Genomic DNA, 19557 nt, shown 5'->3' on the forward strand with positions numbered 1-19557 from the left:
TCGTTCCCTAGCCCATCACCGGCCGAGGAGCCGCGCCAGGTCGCCGAACACGGTCACGACGAGGATGAGCAGGAGGAGCGCGACGAAGCCGGCGAGGTGGACGTAGTTCTCGACCTTCTCGTTCACGCGCCGCCGCGTGATCATCTCCCACGCGAGGAACACGAGCCGGCCGCCGTCGAGCGCGGGGACGGGCAGCAGGTTCAGGATCGCGAGGACGATCGAGATCGTCCAGACGAGGGCGAGGAAGGGCTCGGCGCCCTGCCGCGCGCCGCGGACGAGCTCTTGCGCGATCCCGACCGGCCCGGAGAGCTCCGCGCGCTGCTTGCCGGAGAACATGCTCCCGAACGCGGCGAGCTGCGCGCCGGCGGCGGCGTTCGTCCGCTGGAACCCCTCGACGAGCGCGCCCGCCGGCCCGCGGCGCACCGCGACCTGCGCCTGCGCGAACCCGACGCGCCCCACGCCCCGGTCGTCGCGGGGCGTGATCGGCAGCGCGAGCCGCTCGCCGCCGCGCTCGACCTCGAGCACGATCGGCTCGCCGGGGTGGCGCTGCAGCTCCGCGACGAGCGCGCGGAACGAGTCCACCGGCGTGCCGGCGACGGAGAGGATCCGGTCCCCCGGTGCGAGGCCCGCGGCGGCCGCCGGCATGTCCGGCATGAGCGCGCCGACGCGCGCCGCCGGGTCCGGGGCGCGGAGCCCGATGGTCGCGAGGAGCGCCGCCGCGACGAGCACGGCGGTGACGTAGTTCGCCGCGGGGCCGGCCACGATGACGAGGAAGCGCCGCCAGGCGGCCTGGTTCGCGTAGGCGCGCGGGTCGGCCGGGTCGACGTCGTCGCCGGGCGACATCCCGGCGATGCGCACGTACCCGCCGAGCGGCAGGGCGGAGACGGCGAACTCCGTCTCGCCGCGCCGGAACGACGCCACGACGGGTCCGAAGCCGACGCTGAAGCGCTCGACGCGCATGCCGGACCGGCGCGCCGCGAGGTAGTGCCCCGCCTCGTGCAGGATGATGAGGAGCGACACCGCCAGGACCGCGGCGGCGATGGCGAGGACCGTGCTCACTGTTCCGCTCCCTCGCCGAACTCGTCGGCCTCGAACACCTCGACCTCCGTCTCGGGCTCCTGCCACGCGCGCGCGGGGAGCCCGGCCTTGAGACAGCACCGGGAGAGGAACGTCTCCGCGTCCCATCCCTGCTCGAGCGCCACCTTGGGCAGGAGCGCTCCGCGGTGCCAGCCGCGGCGGACGAGGACCCCGTGCGTGCCCACCTTCACGGCCCGCCGGTCGTCGAGCCGGTGCGGCGGCGCGAGGACCGACACCGCGACGCGCAGCTCGGCGATCTCGTCGGCGCGCAGCGGCGGGAAGCGCGGGTCCTCCTTCGCGGCGGAGACCGCCATGCGCGCGACCGTCGCGGCGAGCGAGCCGTCGGGACGGAACGTGCCGACGCAGCCGCGCAGCGCGTCGCCGACGTGGAGCGTGACGAAGGCGCCGCGGGGCTCGGCGAGCGGGCCCGACGCGGGGAGCGACGGGGCCGGGGCGATGCCGAGGTGGCCGAGGATGGTGCCGCGGGCGATCCCGAGGAGCGCGGCGCGCTCGGTGGCGGAGAGCCCGCTCATGGACGCCGCCGCGCGCCGGTGAGGAGGAAGGTGCGGGCGTCGCGCAGGATCTCCGCGTGGTCGAAGGCGAGCGGGGAGGGGAGCGCGTCCCAGGCGAAGGCGCGCGCCTCCTCGGCGTCGTCCGCGCCGGCGGGCTCGCCCGAGGCGCGCCCGACGAACACCGCGCTCACGGTGTGGCGGCGCGGGTCGCGGCGCGGGTCGGAGTAGACGTAGAGGAGGTCGTCGAGCCGGACCTCGAGTCCCGTCTCCTCGCGCGCCTCGCGGATCGCCGCCGCCTCGAGCGTCTCGCCCACGTCGACGAAGCCGCCGGGCAGCGCCCAGCCGGGCGGCGGGAACTTCCGGCGGACGAGGACGACGCGGTCGCCGGGGAGGAGGACGACCACGTCCACCGTCGGCGAGGGGCTCTGGTGCTCCGGCATGGGCGAGACCTAGCGCGAGGGTGGGCGGGGGGTCAAATGGTCACGCTGGCTCAGCGGGGCGAGACGATGAGGGAGGGGGTGCCGGGCGAGCCCGGCGTCCCCGCCCCCGCCGCCGGGGTCGCCGCGAGCGGGAACGCCTTCTCGACGAGCAGGCGCGCGAACGGCACCGCGTGCGGCGGGGCGCCGCCGAGGAGCGCGCGCGCGGTGGCGGCGGCGGACCGCGCGTGGGCGACGTCGCCCCGCGCCTGGAGGTGCTCGGCGACCGCGAGCAGGCGGCTCGAGTGGCGGCGGCGCCGCCCGTCGTCGAAGTAGGCGTCCACGGCGTCCGCCACGACGCGCGCCATCTGCTCGGCGCGCTGGCGATCGTCGATGTAGAGGGGGGAGACGCCGACCTCGTCGAGCTTCGCCGCGACCTCGCGGAGGTAGCCCTCGTCGGCCAGCCAGCCGCGGAAGAGCGGCAGGTCGTGGAGCTTCCCGGAGGCGGCGACCGCATCGCGCTCCTCCTCCTCGGGGAGGGGAGGGAAGCTCGCGGCAGGGTCGGGGAGCGGGGCGGCCCGGCCGAGCTGCGCGAGCCAGAGATCCGCCCCCTCCGGCACGCGCTGACCACTCACGTCGTTCAGCGCGCGCGCGGCGCCGACGAGCGAGTGCGCCCCGCCCCGGTCGATCTCGCCGACGCCCATCGCCGCGCCCCGCTCGATGAGCCCCTTCGCGAAGGCGCGCCACTCCTTGCGCCCGAGGAGCCCGACCTGCAGCTCGACCAGTCCGCGAACGTCCGAGACGACGGCCTGCGCGACCTCGACCCCCTTCCCGGGAACGTTGCGTGGCAGCCACACCGCGCGCTCCCCCTGGCCGTCGATCGCCGAGGCATAGGCGGGCAGGGGGGGCTCCTCGGCGGCCGGAGGCGCGGGCGCGGGCGCACGCTGCGGCTCGGGCACCGCGACACCGCGCGACCGCAGGACGTGCAGGCTGCGCTTCGCCTCCTTCGCGACCTCCTTCCCGGCGTGGCCGGCGAGCGCCGCGAGCACGTCGGCGCGGCCGGCGCCGAGGGCGGCGCGGCAGAGCGCCGCGGCGAGCGGAGCCGGCAGGGTCGCGATCTCCTCCGGCTTCGCGCGGGAGAGGCCGAGGAGGAGGCGCGACGCGCGGCCGGCCTCCTCGCGCGGCACGCCGGCGAGCGTGGCGATCTCCTGGCTCTCCACGTTCGGATCGCGGAGGAGCGAGAGGAGCCGGTCGAGGTCGAGGGTCGTCATCGCCGGCAAATCTAGCGGCGCGTCCCGAGGGGATCCACCCCGCGTCGCGCCCGAGGAGAGACGGGACGGGCGTGGCGGGACGCCGCGGTGGCGCGGGCGCGGCGCCGTCGCGTTGACATCACGCGGGAGGGGTCCCTACGCTGCGCCGGTCCGCGGCCGCCCGGGCCGCTCGCTCACTCACGGAGGTTCACACATGATGAAGACCCTGCTCGCGGCGATGGCTGCGCTCGTTCTCGTGGCGGCGCGCCCGGTGTCGGCGTGCGACGGCGACTGCAAGAACTGCCCGCATCACGCCCAGGCGGCCGCGGGCGAGGCGAAGAAGGACGGCGAGGCCACCCCGGCCGCCCCGTGCGCGTGCGCCAAGGAGGGCAAGGAGTGCAAGTGCGGCGAGAAGTGCAAGTGCCCGCACTGCGCCGCCGCCCACAAGGTCGAGGGCAAGAAGGCCCCGGAGAAGAAGAGCTAGGGCGAGGCTTCGCCCCGCGTGACTCGGCGGCCGCCCCGGGGACGGGGCGGCCGTCGCGCGTTTCAGGGAGGGGTGGCCCCGGCGGGCTCGCTCCGCTCGTTGACTGTTCCCGAATCATGATGGGTCGTCTAGCCTGTCCGACCGCCTCGCCCCGGAGCCGACAGTGCCCGTCCTCGACGAGATCCTCGACGCGAACCGCCGCGCCGACCACGCGCAGCCCGATCCCGGCGGCTTCGTCGCCGCGCGGCACCTCTGCATCGTCACCTGCGTCGACCCGCGCCTCACGCACTTCTTCGGGAGGGAGCTCGGCGTCGAGCGCGGCCACGCGGTCGCGCTCCGGGTCCCTGGCGCGCACATCCCGAAGGGCTCGGAGCTCCTGCGCGCGCTGGCGGCGACGATCTACGTGAACGACTGCCAGGAGGTGCTCGTCATGCCGCACACCGACTGCGGCGTCGCGCGGGTCTCCGAGGGCGAGCTCACGCGGGTCATGCGCGCGCGCGGTGTCCTCGACGACGCGATCCCGGCGGACGCGGCCGCGTTCTTCGGGCTCGTGAAGGACGCGCGCGAGGCGGCGCTCGAGACGGTCGAGGCGATCCGCACCGCGCCGTTCCTGCCGCGCCTGCCCGTTCACTGCGCGATGATGGACATCCGCACGGGTGTCCTCACGCTCGTCGAGCGCGGGTACGACGCCGTCTATCGCTGAGCCGCCGCGAGCGGACCCTCACCTCTTCCCGCCGAGGCCCTTGAAGAACCCCTCGACGGCCTCGCGCCCGCGCTCCACCTGCTTGCGGGCGCCCTTCACCGCCTCCTGAGCCTCCCCTCGCGCGAGGTTCGCGACCGCGGCCTCCGCTCGCACCGAGACGCTCGGCGACTCGAGCGTGCCGCCGAGCGCGAGCGGGACGTCGAGCGTCCGCGGCAGCGGCAGGCCGCCCGCGACGACGCCGGCGAGCGCCGCCTTCGGGACCGCGGCGGTGCCCTCGAGCGCGAGCCGGCCGTCGAGGCCCACGCGACCGCCGAGCGCGAGCTTCCCGAACGGCGTGTCGACCGTCACGGGCGCCCTCGCCACGAGGAACCCGTCCTTCACGTCGAACTCGCCGGCGAGGTTCTTGAACTCGGTGCGCCCCTTCGCGCCGCTCACCGTTCGGGCCGCGCCGCCGCGGCCGAGCTGCTCGAGCCCCCGCGCCACGCCGCCGAGCACCGCGTCGCCGACGTCGGTCGTGACGAGCGCGCCGTCCTTCACCGCGAGCGCAGCGAGGCCGGTGAGCGCCTGTCGCAGCTTCGCCCAGTCCGTCCCCTTGCCGGCGACGTCGAGCGTGCCGTCCAGCTTGCCGGTGAGCGGCTGCGCGCCGGCGAACGCCTGCAGCGCGCCGCCCAGATCGAGCGCCGAGAGCTTCGCTGCGAGCCTCCAGGTCGGCACCTTCTCGCCGAGCGCGATGCGCGTGCCGCTCCCCGAGACCCGGCCGCCGAACACGGCTGCGTCGAGCTCCTCGAAGGCGAGCACGCCCTTGGCGAGGTCGACGCGCGCCTTCACGTCCTTCGCCTGGAGCCGGCCGCTCTTCACCTCGCCGAGCGCGACCGTGCCGCGGACGCTCGTCGCGCGGAGCTGCTCGCGCATCGCGGCGGGCACGAGGTCGCCGCGTGGCGGAGGCGCCTCCTCCTCCTTCTCCGGGAGGAGACCCATCACGGCGTCGAGGTCGAGCAGCGGCCCCGTCACGACGAACCAGGCCGTGAGCGGCGCGGTCTTCACCGTGGCGTGGCCGCCGAGGTCGACGCCGGGGCCGCGGAGGGTGAGCTCGGTGAGATCCACGCGGGACGCGTCCGGCCGCGCGGGTGACCACGTCGCGGCCGCGCGGAAGTGGCCCGACGCGGCCTGGCCGCGGAGCTTCACGTCCTTCAGCCCGCCGGAGCCGTCCACCTTGTAGGCCCGCCCCTCGCCGGTGGTGACGCTCGCGTCGAGGGAGGCCGTGCCGCCGCGGACGATCGCCCCGAGCTCCGCCGGGAGGAGCACGCGGAAGCGGTCGAGCGGCAGCGCGCCGATCTGGAGCGCGCCCGTGAGGAGGGGCCAGTCCTCCGGCCGCCGCGGCATCCCCTCCGGCAGGTGGTCCACCGAGAGCCGCGCGTGGACGTTCTGCTGCGCGCTCGCGAGCGCCGCCGCGACGCGGAGCTCGAAGGGCAGCCCGGGGCCGGCGCCGGTCGCCTCGAGGTCGAGCTGCTCGAGCGCGACGCCGGCGTCGTCCCGCCCGGCGCTGCGGTCCACCACCCGGATGGCCGCCTTCTCGACGCGGACGCGCTCCACCACGACGCGCGTCGCCGGACCGGCCTCGGAGGGCTTCTGCGCGGGCTCGACCTTCGCTCCACCGCCGAGCCCCTCGTAGTTCCAGGTGCCGTCCTTCGCCCGGACGAGGTTCACGATGGGCTTCACGAGCTCGAGCGTGCGGACCTCGACGTCCTTTCCGAGCGAGCGGAGGAGCGCCCAGAGCCCGAGCTTCACGTCGAGCGACTCGGCCGCCACCAGCCCGGGTTCACCCGGGCGCCCCGCCACCGTGAGGCCGCGCAGCGCGACCCGCGGCTCGGGGAACAGGTGGAGCTCCGCCCCCGTGACCGCCACCTCGCGGCCGAGCGCCTTCGACGCCTGCGGGAGCACGAGGTCCACGACGCGCCGCGTGACCGCGCCGGAGTCCACGAGGAGGAGCGCGCCCGCGACGAGGACGACGACGAGACCTGCCGCAGCGGCCGCGACGAGGAGGAGCCTCCTCGCGGCGGAACGCCTGCCGGTCGCCATGCTCGAAACGTCGACCCGGGCCGCCGGGACCGCAAGGGGCGGGCCTCGGGGCTGCCCGGCCGGGAGCGTGCAATGGGGGCCCCGGCGCAGAATGCTTCGGGGGTGACCCGACCCCAGGGATCGAGCGTCCTCCCCGCCGCCCGGGGCGCCGGAGGCGCTCCGGGCGGCCGTCGTGCGGGCGGCGCGGCCCTCCGGTTCGTCGCCGAGCACGCCTTCACGCGGGCCGCGGGGGCGCCGCTCGTGCCAGGCAACGCGGTGCGCCTCCTGCGCGACGCGGGCGAGAACTTCCCCGCCTGGCAGGACGCGATCGCTGCCGCGCGGGAGAGCGTGTTCTTCGAGGCGTACATCTTCGCGGACGACCGTGTCGGCCGGCAGTTCGCGGAGCTCCTCGCGGAGAAGGCGCGCGCCGGCGTGCGCGTGCGCGTGCTCCACGACTGGCTCGGCGGGCTCGGCGAGGCGTCGCCGCGCTTCTGGCGGCGCCTCTCGGACGCGGGGGTCGAGGTGCGCACGTTCAACCCCCCTCGCCTCGACAGCCCCATCGGCTGGATGGGACGCGACCACCGCAAGAGCGTCGTCGTCGACGGGCGCGTCGGCTTCGTCACCGGGCTCTGCGTCGCGGAGCGCTGGGCGGGCGATGCCGCGCGCGGCGCCGAGCCCTGGCGCGACACCGGGGTGGAGGTGCGCGGGCCCGCCGTCGCCGATCTCGCCCGCGCGTTCGCGCAGGTCTGGGACGAGGCGGGAGCGCCGCTGCCGGACGAGGAGCTCCCGGACGCCGCGGGCATCGCCGCGGCCGGGGAGGTGGCGCTGCGCGTGGTCGCGAGCGAGCCCGCGACCTCGGGGGTGTTCCGGCTCGACCAGCTCGTCGCGGCCATGGCGCGCCGCTCGCTCTGGATCACCGACGCGTACTTCGTGGGCACCGCCGCCTACGTGCAGGGGCTCCGCGCCGCCGCTCACGACGGCGTGGACGTCCGGCTCCTCGTGCCGGGCGACTCGGATCTCGGCCTCGTGAAGCGGCTCTCCGTCGCGGGCTACCGGCCGCTGCTCGAGGCGGGGGTGCGCATCTTCGAGTGGAACGGCCCGATGCTCCACGCGAAGACGGCCGTCGCGGACGGGCGCTGGGGGCGGGTGGGATCGTCGAACCTGAACCTCTCCTCCTGGCTCGCCAACTGGGAGCTCGACGTCGCGATCGAGGACGAGGGCTTCGCGCAGCGGATGGAGGACGCGTACGAGGAGGACCTCGGGCGCGCGACCGAGATCGTGCTCGACGCGCGCCGCCGCGTGCAGCCGGTCCGCCCTGTCCCGCGGCAGCGCCGCCCGCGACCGCCCGGCCGGGGCCGTCGCCGTGAGGGCTCGGCGGTGGCCGCGGCCGGCGCGCTCCGCATCGGCAACGCGGTCGGCGCGGCGCTCGGCGGCTATCGCGTGCTCGGCCCCACGGAGGCGCGGCTCCTCGCCGTCGCCGCCGTCGTGCTCCTCGCGCTCGGCGCGGTCGGTGTCCTCTGGCCGCGCGTCACCGCGACGCCGCTCGCGTTCCTGTGCGGGTGGCTCGGCGTCGCGCTCGTCGTGCGCGCCTGGCGGCTGCGGCGGAGGGGCGGGCAGTACGGACGAACCGCGGTCGAGCGCTCGGCGGAGGAGGCCGCGGCGGCGCGGCGCGTGCTCGCGCGCGCCGCCGAGCCGGGTCCGGCCGCGGAGCCCGCGCGCGCGGACGCGGGCCGCGACGCGCGCGCGTGACAGCGTCGGTCGCGCGGGTCAGGGGGTCGCGATCGCGTCGTAGCCCCGGCCGCTCATCTGGAGCAGGCACAGGCCGTGGCCGAACGGATCGGCGAGGAGCGCGAGCCGGCCCCACGCCTGCGTCTGGACCTCTCCCTCCTGCGTGGCGCCGGCGGCGACCGCGCGCCGGAGCGCGACGTCGAGGTCGGGCACGACCACGTCGAGGTGGACCGGGGTCCAGTGGCGGGCGTAGTCGCGGACGGCGGCGGACGCCGCGTTCGCGCGGCTCCCGGGCGTCTTCGCGAGGAGGTCCAGCGGGCACGGGCCGCCCAGCAGCTCGACTCCGCCCGCCCCGAAGCGGCGCCCGGGGAAGAGCCCGAGCGCCTCCGCGTAGAACCGGACGGCGCGCTCGAGGTCGGGGACGTCGATGCAGATGCGGAGCTCGGTCATCCCGACCGTGTAACGCGAGGCCCGAGGGTACGCCCGCTCAGCGCGCCGCCCGGGTCCGCTCGCCGCGCGCGAGGATCGCCTCCATCTGGTCCATGACGCGGTTCATCTCGTCCATCGCGGCGGCGAACGGCGCGGAGGTGGTCATGTCCACGCCGGCGTCCTTCAGGAGGTCGATCGCGTAGCGCGACCCGCCCGAGGCGAGCATCGCGAGGTAGCGGTCGCGCGCGGCGGTCCCGCCCGCCGCCGCCTCCTCGCGGATCGCCTTCGCGAGGGACGTGGAGGCGACGAGGCTCGTCGCGTACTGGAACACGTAGAAGTCGTAGTTGAAGAAGTGCGGGACCGAGGCCCACTCGACGCCGTACCGCGCGTCCACGCGGCAGATCCCCTGGGCATGGCCGTAGTACTTGCGGACGAGGTCGAGGTAGAGCGCGGAGAGCGCCTCCCCGGAGAGCGCCTCGCCCTTCTCGGCGCGCTCGTGCACGGCGAGCTCGAACTCCGCGAACATCGTCTGGCGGAAGAGCGTCGTGCGGAGGGTCTCGAGGTGACGGCCGAGGAGGAAGAGCCGCGTCGCGTCGTCCTTCGTCCGGTCGAGGACCCGGTGCAGGAGCAGGTCCTCGTTCAGCGTCGAGGCGACCTCGGCGACGAAGGTCGGGTAGTCGTACCTGGGGAACGGCTGCGCCTTCGCGGCGAGCGCCGAGTGCATCGTGTGGCCGGACTCGTGCGCGAGGGTCGAGACGTCCTCCCACTGCCCGTTGAAGTTGAGGAGCTGGTACGGGTGGACCGCGTACACGCCCATCGAGTACGCGCCCGAGCGCTTCCCGGGGCGGGGGAGGAAGTCGGTCCAGCGGCCGTCGAGCGCGGTCCGGAGCGCCTCGACGTAGGGCGCGCCGAGCGGCGCCACCGCCTCGAGCGTGAGCGCGACGCCCTCGGCGGGCGTGTAGCGCCGGTCGACGTCCTTCACGAGCGGGGCGTAGAGGTCCTCGTAGCGCAGCTCCGTGAGGCCCAGCATGCGCTTGCGGAGCGCGAGGTAGCGGTGGAGCGTGGGGAGGCTCCGGTTCACGTCCGAGACGAGCTGGTGGTAGACCGCGGGCGGGATGTTCGCCGCGAAGAGCGCCGACTCGAGCGACGACGGGAAGCCGCGTACGTCCTTCTCGAAGCGGTGCGCCTTCACCTGCGCGTCCATGGCGGCACCGATGGTCCGCTCGTAGGTCTTCACCGTGTCGAAGAACGCCCGGAACACCTTCTCGCGGTCCGCCGCCGACGCCGCGGTGCGCGCGCGCTGGTAGCCGGCGGGGTCGAGGCGGACCTTCTCGCCCGTGGCGAGCTTCACGGTCGGCCAGGGGATGTCCGCGTTCGTGAGGACGCCGTGCACCGAGGGCGCGGCGCCCTCGAGCTCGCCCGCCTGCGCGACGATCCGCTCCTCCCGCGGAGAGAGGGTGTGGTCCTTCCAGCGGAGGAGGTCCGAGAGGAAGAAGTCGAACTGGGCGAGGCGCGGGTCCTCCTTCAGGAACGCCTTCACCTTCGCCGCGTCGACGGCGAGGAGCTCCGGCCGGACGAACGACGCGGCCGCCTCGAGCTCGACCCCGAGCCGCTCCGCCTCCTGCCTCAGCTCGCGCGGGCGCGCCGCCTTGACGTCGCCGTCGCTCCTCAGCATCGCGTAGGCGAAGAGCCGCTCGTACTGCTCGCGGATCTGCGCGAGGTCCACGAGCCCGTCCCCGAGCGCCTTCGCGGACGCACCCAGCCGTCCTTCGTGCCGCCCCCGGAACCCCGCCACCTCCTTGGCGAGCGCGACCTTGGCCTCGGACCAGGCGGCGTCGGAGGGATAGAGGGCGGTGAGGTCCCACTGGAGCGCGTCGGGCTCGCGCGCCTCGGCCGAGCCGGGCGCCGGAGCGCGCGGCGACGCGATCTTTCGGGCGGGCGCGGCGGACGCAGAGGCGGCGAGGAGGAAGAGCAGAGAGGCGAGGAGGGGGCGCATGGGACTCCCGTTGCAGGACGCAGGGCGGCTGCACGACGGAGGTGGCGAGCGGCCGGATGTGACGGGGGGTCGCCTCCGCACCGGGGGCCGGGCGCTCGCCGACGGGCCCTACGCCCCCACCCGCTGCACGCCCCTCGCCGCGCTCTGCCCGGGCGCGCGGCGCGCGCGCAGCCGGTGCGCCTCGAGCACCTTCGCGAGGTACTGGCCGGTGTAGCTCTCCTTCACCTTCGCGACCTCCTCGGGCGTGCCCTCGGCGATGACGAGGCCGCCGTCGGCGCCGCCCTCCGGGCCGATGTCGACGATCCAGTCGGCGCACTTGATGACGTCGAGGTTGTGCTCGATGACGACCACGGTGTTGCCCGCGTCGACCAGCCGGTCGAGCACGGCGAGGAGCTTCTTCACGTCCTCGAAGTGGAGGCCGGTGGTGGGCTCGTCGAGGATGTAGAGCGTCTTGCCGGTGCCGACGCGGGCGAGCTCGCGCGAGAGCTTGATGCGCTGCGCCTCGCCGCCGGAGAGGGTGGGGGAGGGCTGGCCGAGCTTGATGTAGCCGAGGCCGACGTCCTCGAGCGTGGTGAGGATGCGCGCGATCTCGCGGTGGTGCTCGAAGATCGCCTTCGCCTCGGTGATGGAGAGGTCGAGCACCTCGGCGATGTTCTTGCCCTTGAAGGTGACGCGGAGGGTCGCCTCGTTGAAGCGCTTGCCGCCGCAGACCTCGCACGGCACGAGCACGTCGGCGAGGAAGTGCATCTCGACGAGCTTCATGCCGTCGCCCTGGCACGCCTCGCAGCGGCCGCCCTTCACGTTGAAGCTGAAGCGGCCGGGCTGGTACCCGAACGCGCGCGCCTCGGGCGTCTGCGCGAACACCTCGCGGATGGCGTCGAACACCTTCGTGTAGGTCGCCGGGTTCGAGCGCGGGGTCCGGCCGATGGGCTGCTGGTTGATGTCGATGACCTTGTCGATCTTCTCCCAGCCGGTGAGCGCCTCGTGCTTCCCGGGGACCTCGCGCGTGCCGTAGAGGTGGCGCATCAGCGCGGGGCGCAGGATCGCGTTCACGAGCGTGGACTTGCCCGCGCCGGAGACGCCCGTGACCGCCGTGAAGCGGCCGAGCGGGAACGAGGCGGTGAGGTCCCTCAGGTTGTTCGCGGCCGCCCCGGAGATCGTGATCGCGCCCTTGTCCTCGCTGCGCCGCCGATCCGGGACGTAGATCTCCTTGCGGCCGGAGAGGTACGCGCCGGTGAGCGACGCGGGATCGCGCTTCACCTCGGCCGGCGTCCCGGCGCTCACGACCTCGCCGCCGTGCGCGCCGGCGCCCGGGCCGAAGTCCACGAGCCAGTCGGCCTCCTCCATCGTCTCCTCGTCGTGCTCGACGACGATGACCGAGTTGCCGACGTCGCGGAGCCGCTTGAGCGTCGCGAGGAGCTTGCCGTTGTCGCGCTGGTGGAGCCCGATGGACGGCTCGTCGAGGATGTAGATGACGCCGGTGAGCTCGGAGCCCATCTGCGAGGCGAGCCGGATGCGCTGGCTCTCGCCGCCGGAGAGCGACGGGCCGGGGCGATCGAGCGTGAGGTAGCTGAGGCCCACGTCGAGCAGGAACTTGAGCCGGTTCTTGATCTCCTTGAGGAGCTCGTCGGCGATCTTCGCCTCGCTCCCCTTGAGATCGAGCGACCCGATCCACGCGTGCGCGTCCTGGATGGTGAGCCGGGAGAGCTCGACGATGCCCTTGCCGCGGATGCGCACGGCGCGGCTCTCGGGCTTGAGCCGCTCGCCGCCGCAGGTGTGGCAGGGCTTGTCGGAGAAGTAGCGCATGTAATGGCGCCGCATCGCCTCGGAGCCCGTCGCCTTGAGCCGGCGGTAGAGCTGGTTCACGACGCCCTCGAACTCGATGCGCCACGAGCGGCCGCCGTTCGCCGCCACGTCGGTCCCGTACAGGACGACGTCGCGGTGGACCTTCGGTAGCCTGGCCCAGGGCAGGTCGAGGTCGATCTTGAGCGAGCGCGCGAGGTGCTCGACGAACTCGAAGGTCCAGCCCTCGCCGCGCTCCATCCCGCTCGCCCACGGCTCGACCGCGCCCTGGCGGATCGTGAGCGACGGGTCGGGGATGATGAGGTCCGCGTCCATCTCGGCGCGGGTCCCGAGCCCCTGGCAGTCCGGACAGGAGCCGAGCGGCGAGTTGAACGAGAAGTTCTGCGGCGCGAGCTCGCCGAAGCTGAGGCCGCAGGTGTGGCAGGCGTTGAGCTCGGAGAAGAAGCGATCGTGCTTCTTGTACTCCTCCGGATCCCCCGCCCCGACCCGCTGCTCCTTGTCGGCGTCGGCGACGACGAGCGTCCCCTTGCCCTCGCGCAGCGCGGTCTCGATCGAGTCGGTGAGGCGGGAGCGGATCCCCTCCTTCACCACGAGGCGGTCCACCACGAGCTCGATGTCGTGCTTCAGCTTCTTGTCGAGGGCGAGCCGGTCGGTGAGCTGGTGGATCATCCCGTCGACGCGCACGCGCGCGAAGCCGCGCTTCGCGAGGTCGGCGAGGAGGTCCTTGTACTCGCCCTTGCGGTTCTGGACGAGCGGGGCGAGGACGAGGATGCGGGCGCCCTCCGGGTACTGGACGATCGCCTCCACGATCTGCTGCGCCGTCTGCTTGCCGACCGGCCGTCCGCACGAGGGGCAGTGCTGCAGGCCGATGGAGGCGTAGAGGACGCGCAGGTAGTCGTGGACCTCGGTGATGGTCCCGACGGTCGAGCGCGGGTTGTTCGAGGCCGCCTTCTGCTCGATGGAGATCGTGGGCGAGAGCCCGCGGATGGTGTCGTACTTGGGCTTCTCCATCTGGCCGAGGAACTGGCGCGCGTACGAGGACAGGGACTCGACGTAGCGGCGCTGGCCCTCGGCGTAGAGGGTGTCGAACGCGAGCGAGGACTTCCCCGACCCGGAGACGCCGGTGAACACCACCAGCTTCTTCTTCGGGATCTCGAGGGCGACCGACTTGAGGTTGTGCTCGCGCGCGCCCTTGACGGTGATGAACTCGGGCTCGCTCATGTGGCGCGTTGTCTAACGGAACGGGGCCCCTTTGGCCAGCCGTGTTGTCCCCCGGCGAGGCGTCGTGGACCCCACCCGGCGACGCGACCGGAGCGGCGGACGGGCGCCGCCTTCCCCCGCCGGGACGATGGTGATAGACGCGGATTCCCGTGAGTTCAGCTCCCCCGCAGCCCTCGCGCTCGCCCGGCGCCGCGCCCCTCGCGCCCGCCACGGCCGGGCCTGCGGCCGGGCCCACGGCCGGTGCGCTCTACCCCGTGCACCCGGGCGAGCGGGCGATGGCCCGGGCGCGGCTGCTCCTCTTCGGCGCGGGGGTCTTCTTCGGGCTGTCCGCCGTGCTCGCGCGCGTCGCGACGCAGGCGGGGATGAACGGCGGGCAGGTCACGTTCGCCCGCTTCGTCCTCGGGATGGCGTTCGTCGGCGGGATCTTCGTGGCGCGCCCGGGCACGTTCCGCCCCCGCCGCAAGGCGCTGCTCGTCTCGCGCGGCTTCTTCGGCGGCATCGCCGCGCTCCTCTACTTCCTCTCCATCGAGCGGATCCCCGCGGGCGAGGCGACCCTCCTCAACAACACCTTCCCGATCTGGGCGGTGCTCCTGTCGCTCTTCGTCCTGAACGAGCGCCCGACCATCCACCTCGGCGTCGGCCTCGCGCTCGCGAGCGCGGGCGTGTTCCTCGTCCTCGGCGGCGGCGGGGTGAGCCTCGGGCTCGGGGTGGGCGAGATCCTCGGCATCGTCTCCGCGGTGTGCGGGGGCGCGGCGGTGACCTCCATCCGCGCGCTCCGGACGACGGACAACGCACCGACCATCTTCTTCGCGTTCGCCGTCGGAGGCGCCGCGGCCTCGCTGCCGTACGCGTTCGCGCCGTGGCCGAGCGCGCCGCTCGCCTGGCTCGCCCTGCTGGGCGTGGGCGTCGTGGCGTTCCTCGCGCAGCTCTTCATGACCGAGGCGTACGGCGCGCTCTCCGTGCCGGAGGCGGCGCTCTGGCAGCAGCTCACGCCCATCGCGAGCTACCTCTGGGCGCTCACCATCGGCGAGCGGATCGGCGGCTGGACGCTCGTGGGCGTGCTGCTCGGGGTGGCCGGGATCGTCTACGGGTCCGTGCTCGGCCACCGGCCTCGCGAGGCGCGCTCGCCGGAGGCGGCGCTCGCCGCCGGGCTCCCCGCGGAGGAGCCATGAGCGAGGGGGGCGGGCGGCGGCCGGCCCCGACCTCGCACCGCGGCGCCGGCACCAAGTTCCGCGCGCGCCTGCTCCTCCTCGCCTCCGCGGCCTCGTTCGGTCTCATGGCCGTCCTCGCGCGGCTGCTCTCCACGCGCGGGGAGACGTTCAGCGCGGGACAGCTCACCGTCGTCCGGTTCGTGGTCGGCGCGGCGGTGTCGCTCGTGGCGTTCCGCGTCCGGCCCGGGCTCTACCGGCCGCACAACCGGCGCCTCCTCTGGACGCGCGGCGTGTCGGGCGGGATCGTCGTCGTCCTCTATTTCCTCGCGCTCCAGCGGATCCCCGCGGGCGAGGCGGGGATGCTCTACAACCTCTTCCCCGTCATCGCGACGGCGCTCTCGATCCGGACGTTCGGGGAGCGCCCGACGATCCACCTCCTCCTCGCGCTCGTCCTCGCCACGGCCGGGGTCGCGCTCGTGCTCGGGAACGGCTCGCTCCGGCTCGGCCTCGGCGCGGGTGAGGCGCTCGCGGTGGGCGCGGCGGTGTTCGCGGCGCTCTCGGCGGTGGTCATCCGCGCCATGCGCGCGACCGACAACGCCGCGACGATCTTCTTCTACTTCTCCCTGGGCGGGCTGCCCGTCGCGCTCCCCTTCGCGCTCGGGCGGTGGCCGACCGCGCCCGGGCCGTGGGCCATCGCCGTCGTGATGGGGCTCGCCGCGTACTCCGCGCAGGTGCTCATGACGGAGGCCTACGGCGCGCTCAGCGTCGGCGAGGCCGCCGTGTGGCTTCAGCTCACGCCCCTCGCGCAGTACCTCCTCGCGGCGGTGCTGCTCGGCGAGCGGGTCTCCGCCGCGGGCGGGCTCGGGATGCTCGTCGGCGTCGCCGGGGTCGCGTACGGCACGGTGCTCGGGCACCGCCCGCGCACGGCGGTGCCGGCGCCGGCGCCGCACCCGGGCGATCCGCGCTGAGCGCCGCCTCCCCGCCGCCATCGCGGGGGCGAGCCCCGCCGGCGGCCCCCGGCGACGCGGCGCGGCATGGGGCCCGAAGCGCGCCGCCCCGCCCGGGTCCGGCGACCGCCCGGTGAACCCGGGTACAAGGGAAGACCACCCGCCTCGACACGGAGAGTCAACGATGAAGAAGCTCGCCGCCGCCGCCCTCGCGCTCGCCGTCGCGCTCCCCGCCCACGCGAAGAAGGTCGCCGGCGTGGACTTCCCGGACACCATCGAGGTCGCCGGGAAGGTGCTCAAGCTGAACGGCGCCGGGCTGCGCAAGAAGTTCATCATCAAGGTCTACGCGGGAGGGCTCTACCTCGCGGAGCCGTCGCGCGACGCGGACGCGATCCTCGCCGCCGACGCGCCGAAGCGCGTCCGCATGGTGTTCCTGCGCGACGTGACGAAGAGCCAGATCATGGAGGCGTACCGCGACGGCTTCCGGGCCAACTCGGCCGGCCCCAACCTCGACGCGCTCCTCCAGCAGCTGAAGCTCATCGAGCCCGCCATCCCGAACATGCGCGAGGGCGCGGAGATGTTCGTCACCTACGTCCCCGGCCAGGGGACGATCGTGGGGGCGGCGGGGGGCGGCAAGCCCGTGACCGTGCCGGGCAAGGACTTCGCGGACGCGCTGTTCCGCAACTGGCTCGGCCGCGAGCCCGCGGACGACGACCTGAAGAAGGCGATGCTCGGCCGGTAGTCCCGCCTTCGAAGCACGGCGGTGGCCCGCCTGCGCCCTGGCGGGGTCGCGCGAGGCCGGGTATGCGATGGCACATGCCCGGCCTCGATCCGTTCAACGAAGACCACCAGGCGTTCCGGCGCACCGTCCGCGAGTTCTGCGAGCGCGAGCTCGCCCCGCACGCGCGCGCATGGGACGCGGCCGCCGAGTTCCCGCGCGCGCTCTTCCGCACCTTCGGAGAGATGGGCTTCTTCGGCATCCGCCACCCGCCGGAGTGGGGCGGGTCCGGGCTCGACTGGTGGTACGTCGTGGCCTACGCCGAGGAGCTCGTCCGCTGCCGCAACGCCGGCCTCGCCATGTCCATGCTCGTCCACGGCGAGATGGCGATCCCGGTGATCGCCGACCTCGGCACCGACGAGCAGAAGCGCGAGTTCCTCGCGCCCGCCATCCGCGGCGAGCGCATCGCGGCCCTCGCCATCTCCGAGCCCGACGCGGGCTCCGACGTGGCGGCCATCCGGACGACCGCGCGCCGCGACGGGGACGAGCTCGTCGTGAACGGCGCCAAGATGTGGATCACGAACGGTGCGCGGGCGGACTTCCTCACGATGGCGGTCCGCACGGGCGGCCCGGGCCACGAGGGGCTGTCGCTCCTGCTCTTCCCCACCGACACGCCCGGCTTCCAGGTCTCGCGCACGCTCGAGAAGGTCGGGAACCCGTCCTCGGACACCGCGCTCCTCTTCTTCGAGGACTGCCGGGTCCCGGCGCGCTGGCTGCTCGGCGAGGAGAACCAGGGCTTCTACCACGTGATGGCCAACTTCCAGGGCGAGCGGCTCGTCGCCGCGGTGCAGGCGGTGGCCGGGATGCAGCTCATGGTGGAGGACGCCATGCGCTACGCCGGCGAGCGCAGCGCGTTCGGCCGGCCGCTCGCGCGCATGCAGGTGTGGCGGCACAAGCTCGCCGAGCACCTCACCGCCATCGAGGCGGCGCGCTGGCTCGGCTACCGCGCCTGCGACCTCCTCCAGCGCGGCGAGCCGGCCGTGAAGGAGATCTCGATGGCCAAGCTCTTCGCCTGCGAGCTCGCCCAGCGCGTCGCCTACGACTGCATGCAGCTCCACGGCGGAATGGGGTACGTGCTCGAGACCGACATCGCGCGCGCCTGGCGGGACGTGCGGGTGATGACGATCGCCGGCGGTACGTCCGAGATCATGAAGGAGATCATCTCGCGCGCCGCCGGGCTCTAGGCGCGGGTCCAGATCCGGACACGGAGGAAACCATGCACGACGCGCTCGTCGTCCTCGTCACCACACCGTCGGCGGAGAAGGCGGCGGAGATCGCGCGCGCCCTCGTCGAGGAGCGGCTCGCCGCCTGCGGCAACGTCGTCCCCGCCGTCCGCTCGATCTACCGCTGGGAGGGGAAGGTGCAGGACGACGCGGAGGCGCTCCTCCTCCTCAAGACGACACGGGCCCGCTTCGAGGCGCTGCGCGAGCGCGTCCTCGCGCTGCACCCCTACGACGTGCCGGAGGTGATCGCGCTGTCCGTGGAGGCGGGGAGCGCGCCTTACCTCGCCTGGATCGCCGGCGCGACGGGCTGAGGCCCGGGGGGCTGCCCGCGAGGCGGGCGGCCGCGCCTCACTTCTTGCGGAAGAGCGCCTCGAGCGCGTCGCGGGGATCCTCCGCCGCCGGCGCCGGCCCCTCCCCGAAGAGCGCCCCGAGCTGATCGCGCGCCGCCCTGGAGCTCTTGCGCCGGCGCGAGGCGCCGTCGCCGAGCTGGAACAGGTCGCAGGCGTTCGACGCGATCTTGTCGATGATGTGGTCGGCGTGGGGCTCGCGGCACTCGTGCGCCGAGCTCTCGTCGTAGTACCGGCAGTCGATGCAGGAGTGGAGGTCGGCGTCGCACTCGGGGCAGGTGGTCCGACGTCCCACCGGGCCGTCGATCCTGAGCGTCGCCCCACACGCGTGGCAGCTCGTCGGCATGCGGTTATCATAAGCCCCCGGGGGGGACGGGCGCATCGATGCAGAAGCCCATCCCGTATGGCCGCTATCTGCTGCTCGATCGCATCGCGATCGGCGGGATGGCCGAGGTGTACGTGGCGCTCCGGCGCGACGACGCCGCCGCGCGCCTTTACGCCCTGAAGCGCATCCTCCCGACGCTCGCGGAGGACGGCGAGTTCATCCAGATGTTCCTCGACGAGGCGCGGCTCGTCGTCCAGCTGGACCACCCCGGCGTGGTGCCCATCCACGAGCTCGGGAAGCACGGCGACGGCTACTACATCGCGATGGAGTACGTGCCGGGGCGCGACCTGCGCGCGCTCGTGCAGCGCACCCGGGCGCGCGGGGGGCTGCCGGTGCCGCTCGCGGCCTACCTCGGCTGGCGCGTGGCGGACGCCCTCGATCACGCGCACCGGAAGCGCGACGCGCGCGGCACGCCGCTCCAGATCGTCCACCGCGACGTCTCGCCCGCGAACGTGCTGCTCGGCTTCGACGGCTCGGTGCGCGTCATCGACTTCGGCATCGCCCAGGCGGCGCTGCGGACGCGCCGCGACGCCGCGCTCCGCGGCAAGTTCGGCTACATGAGCCCGGAGATGGCCGCGGGCGGGCCGGTCGATCGGCGCTCCGACGTCTTCGCCCTCGGGGTCGTCCTGCACGAGCTCCTGACCGGCGCGCGGCTCTTCACCGGCCCCTCGGAGCTCGCGGTCCTCGAGAAGGTCCGCCGCGCCGAGGTGCCGGCGCCCTCGGAGGTGAACCCGGCCGTGCCGCGGGGGCTCGACGCGGTCGTGCTCCGGGCGCTCGCGCGCGATCCGGCGGATCGGTTCGGCTGGGCGAGCGAGCTCCGCGACGCGCTCGTGCCGTGGACGCACGCGGGCTCGCCCGCCGGCGACCCCCCCGCGCTCGCGCGCTTCATGGCGCTCGCCTTCCCGGACGAGCTGCGGCGGGAGCTCGATCGCGTCGAGCGGCTCCGGCGCGCCGATCGCGCGCCCGTCGACGAGGCCTCCCCGCCAGAGAAGACGCAGGTCATCGCGCTCAGGCTCGACGAGCTCCCGGCCGCCCCCGTGGCGGACGCG

Annotated in this window: 18 protein-coding genes; 9 read left to right on the forward strand and 9 right to left on the reverse strand. The window is 74.4% G+C overall.

Annotated features, from left to right (window positions below; translation table 11 throughout):
* Positions 1 to 15: 15 nt before the first annotated feature.
* The 4 genes from MNY62_RS18670 to MNY62_RS18685 are packed head-to-tail and all read right to left on the reverse strand — an operon-like array spanning position 16 to position 3276.
* A complete protein-coding gene (locus tag MNY62_RS18670) occupies positions 16 to 1059 on the reverse strand; it encodes a M50 family metallopeptidase (RefSeq protein WP_242345756.1) in 1044 nt (347 codons plus the stop codon).
* Positions 1056 to 1610, reverse strand: a complete 555-nt coding sequence (amrA, locus tag MNY62_RS18675; RefSeq protein ID WP_242345758.1) for an AmmeMemoRadiSam system protein A — start codon at positions 1608 to 1610, stop codon at positions 1056 to 1058. Before amrA ends, MNY62_RS18670 begins: the two co-directional genes overlap by 4 nt.
* On the reverse strand, positions 1607 to 2029 hold the full coding sequence (locus tag MNY62_RS18680) for an NUDIX domain-containing protein (RefSeq protein ID WP_242345759.1): 423 nt from the start codon (positions 2027 to 2029) through the stop codon (positions 1607 to 1609). Before MNY62_RS18680 ends, amrA begins: the two co-directional genes overlap by 4 nt.
* Positions 2030 to 2079: 50 nt before the next feature.
* On the reverse strand, positions 2080 to 3276 hold the full coding sequence (locus tag MNY62_RS18685; protein WP_242345761.1) for a hypothetical protein: 1197 nt from the start codon (positions 3274 to 3276) through the stop codon (positions 2080 to 2082).
* 193 nt (positions 3277 to 3469) lie between these two features.
* Here MNY62_RS18685 and MNY62_RS18690 point away from each other — a divergent pair, with 193 nt between their 5' ends.
* Both MNY62_RS18690 and MNY62_RS18695 read left to right on the forward strand, forming a co-directional pair.
* Positions 3470 to 3739, forward strand: a complete 270-nt coding sequence (locus MNY62_RS18690) for a hypothetical protein (protein WP_242345763.1) — start codon at positions 3470 to 3472, stop codon at positions 3737 to 3739.
* A gap of 163 nt (positions 3740 to 3902) precedes the next feature.
* Positions 3903 to 4442, forward strand: coding sequence for a beta-class carbonic anhydrase (locus tag MNY62_RS18695; RefSeq protein WP_242345765.1), 540 nt, complete (start codon positions 3903 to 3905; stop codon positions 4440 to 4442).
* Positions 4443 to 4460: 18 nt separating this feature from the next.
* On the opposite strand, the gene MNY62_RS18700 is transcribed toward MNY62_RS18695, so the two are convergent.
* Entirely contained in the window at positions 4461 to 6521 is a 2061-nt protein-coding gene (locus tag MNY62_RS18700) for an AsmA family protein (RefSeq protein ID WP_242345767.1), read from the reverse strand.
* Between the two features lie 102 nt (positions 6522 to 6623).
* Between MNY62_RS18700 and MNY62_RS18705 the strand changes: the two genes are divergently transcribed.
* Positions 6624 to 8249 (forward strand): phospholipase D-like domain-containing protein, encoded by a 1626-nt coding sequence (locus MNY62_RS18705; RefSeq protein ID WP_242345768.1) that lies wholly within the window; start codon positions 6624 to 6626, stop codon positions 8247 to 8249.
* 18 nt (positions 8250 to 8267) lie between these two features.
* Here MNY62_RS18705 and MNY62_RS18710 read toward each other — a convergent pair whose 3' ends face one another.
* The 3 genes from MNY62_RS18710 to uvrA form a co-directional block, all read right to left on the reverse strand.
* A complete protein-coding gene (locus MNY62_RS18710) occupies positions 8268 to 8678 on the reverse strand; it encodes a VOC family protein (RefSeq protein ID WP_242345770.1) in 411 nt (136 codons plus the stop codon).
* A gap of 37 nt (positions 8679 to 8715) precedes the next feature.
* Entirely contained in the window at positions 8716 to 10653 is a 1938-nt protein-coding gene (pepF, locus tag MNY62_RS18715; protein ID WP_242345772.1) for an oligoendopeptidase F, read from the reverse strand.
* Between the two features lie 108 nt (positions 10654 to 10761).
* A complete protein-coding gene (uvrA, locus tag MNY62_RS18720; RefSeq protein WP_242345774.1) occupies positions 10762 to 13677 on the reverse strand; it encodes an excinuclease ABC subunit UvrA in 2916 nt (971 codons plus the stop codon).
* A 149-nt stretch (positions 13678 to 13826) separates the two neighbouring features.
* Between uvrA and MNY62_RS18725 the strand changes: the two genes are divergently transcribed.
* From MNY62_RS18725 to cutA, 5 genes are all read left to right on the forward strand, one after another.
* A complete protein-coding gene (locus MNY62_RS18725) occupies positions 13827 to 14849 on the forward strand; it encodes a DMT family transporter (RefSeq protein WP_242345775.1) in 1023 nt (340 codons plus the stop codon).
* Positions 14846 to 15796: a DMT family transporter gene (locus tag MNY62_RS18730; RefSeq protein ID WP_242345778.1), complete on the forward strand. Its 951-nt coding sequence runs from the start codon at positions 14846 to 14848 to the stop codon at positions 15794 to 15796. The genes MNY62_RS18725 and MNY62_RS18730 overlap by 4 nt, the downstream gene beginning before the upstream one ends.
* 163 nt (positions 15797 to 15959) lie before the next feature.
* Positions 15960 to 16517 carry a chalcone isomerase family protein gene (locus MNY62_RS18735; protein ID WP_242345779.1) on the forward strand — a complete coding sequence of 186 codons (558 nt, stop codon included), beginning with the start codon at positions 15960 to 15962 and terminating at the stop codon, positions 16515 to 16517.
* A gap of 74 nt (positions 16518 to 16591) precedes the next feature.
* The gene (locus MNY62_RS18740) at positions 16592 to 17737 is read left to right on the forward strand and encodes an acyl-CoA dehydrogenase family protein (RefSeq protein WP_242345781.1); all 1146 of its coding nucleotides are present in this window, start codon (positions 16592 to 16594) and stop codon (positions 17735 to 17737) included.
* Positions 17738 to 17769: 32 nt separating this feature from the next.
* The gene (cutA, locus tag MNY62_RS18745) at positions 17770 to 18087 is read left to right on the forward strand and encodes a divalent-cation tolerance protein CutA (protein ID WP_242345783.1); all 318 of its coding nucleotides are present in this window, start codon (positions 17770 to 17772) and stop codon (positions 18085 to 18087) included.
* Between the two features lie 37 nt (positions 18088 to 18124).
* Here the strand turns inward: cutA and MNY62_RS18750 are convergent, their stop codons facing one another.
* Positions 18125 to 18469 (reverse strand): hypothetical protein, encoded by a 345-nt coding sequence (locus MNY62_RS18750; protein WP_242345785.1) that lies wholly within the window; start codon positions 18467 to 18469, stop codon positions 18125 to 18127.
* A gap of 38 nt (positions 18470 to 18507) precedes the next feature.
* On the opposite strand from MNY62_RS18750, the gene MNY62_RS18755 reads away from it, so the two are divergent.
* A partial coding sequence (locus tag MNY62_RS18755) for a serine/threonine-protein kinase (RefSeq protein WP_242345787.1) occupies positions 18508 to 19557 on the forward strand: 1050 nt, incomplete at its 3' end.

The organism is Anaeromyxobacter terrae, assembly GCF_022690685.1.
In the GTDB taxonomy this organism is placed as follows: Bacteria; Myxococcota; Myxococcia; order Myxococcales; family Anaeromyxobacteraceae; genus Anaeromyxobacter; species Anaeromyxobacter terrae.

Excerpts from the sequence above, each read along its gene's own strand:
- amrA (WP_242345758.1), bottom strand. The coding sequence starts at position 1,610 with ATGAGCGGGCTCTCCGCCACCGAGCGCGCCGCGCTCCTCGGGATCGCC.
- MNY62_RS18680 (WP_242345759.1), bottom strand. The coding sequence starts at position 2,029 with ATGCCGGAGCACCAGAGCCCCTCGCCGACGGTGGACGTGGTCGTCCTC.
- MNY62_RS18685 (WP_242345761.1), bottom strand. The coding sequence starts at position 3,276 with ATGACGACCCTCGACCTCGACCGGCTCCTCTCGCTCCTCCGCGATCCG.
- MNY62_RS18690 (WP_242345763.1), top strand. The coding sequence starts at position 3,470 with ATGATGAAGACCCTGCTCGCGGCGATGGCTGCGCTCGTTCTCGTGGCG.
- MNY62_RS18700 (WP_242345767.1), bottom strand. The coding sequence starts at position 6,521 with ATGGCGACCGGCAGGCGTTCCGCCGCGAGGAGGCTCCTCCTCGTCGCG.
- MNY62_RS18710 (WP_242345770.1), bottom strand. The coding sequence starts at position 8,678 with ATGACCGAGCTCCGCATCTGCATCGACGTCCCCGACCTCGAGCGCGCC.
- pepF (WP_242345772.1), bottom strand. The coding sequence starts at position 10,653 with ATGCGCCCCCTCCTCGCCTCTCTGCTCTTCCTCCTCGCCGCCTCTGCG.
- uvrA (WP_242345774.1), bottom strand. The coding sequence starts at position 13,677 with ATGAGCGAGCCCGAGTTCATCACCGTCAAGGGCGCGCGCGAGCACAAC.
- MNY62_RS18730 (WP_242345778.1), top strand. The coding sequence starts at position 14,846 with ATGAGCGAGGGGGGCGGGCGGCGGCCGGCCCCGACCTCGCACCGCGGC.
- MNY62_RS18735 (WP_242345779.1), top strand. The coding sequence starts at position 15,960 with ATGAAGAAGCTCGCCGCCGCCGCCCTCGCGCTCGCCGTCGCGCTCCCC.
- MNY62_RS18740 (WP_242345781.1), top strand. The coding sequence starts at position 16,592 with ATGCCCGGCCTCGATCCGTTCAACGAAGACCACCAGGCGTTCCGGCGC.
- cutA (WP_242345783.1), top strand. The coding sequence starts at position 17,770 with ATGCACGACGCGCTCGTCGTCCTCGTCACCACACCGTCGGCGGAGAAG.
- MNY62_RS18750 (WP_242345785.1), bottom strand. The coding sequence starts at position 18,469 with ATGCCGACGAGCTGCCACGCGTGTGGGGCGACGCTCAGGATCGACGGC.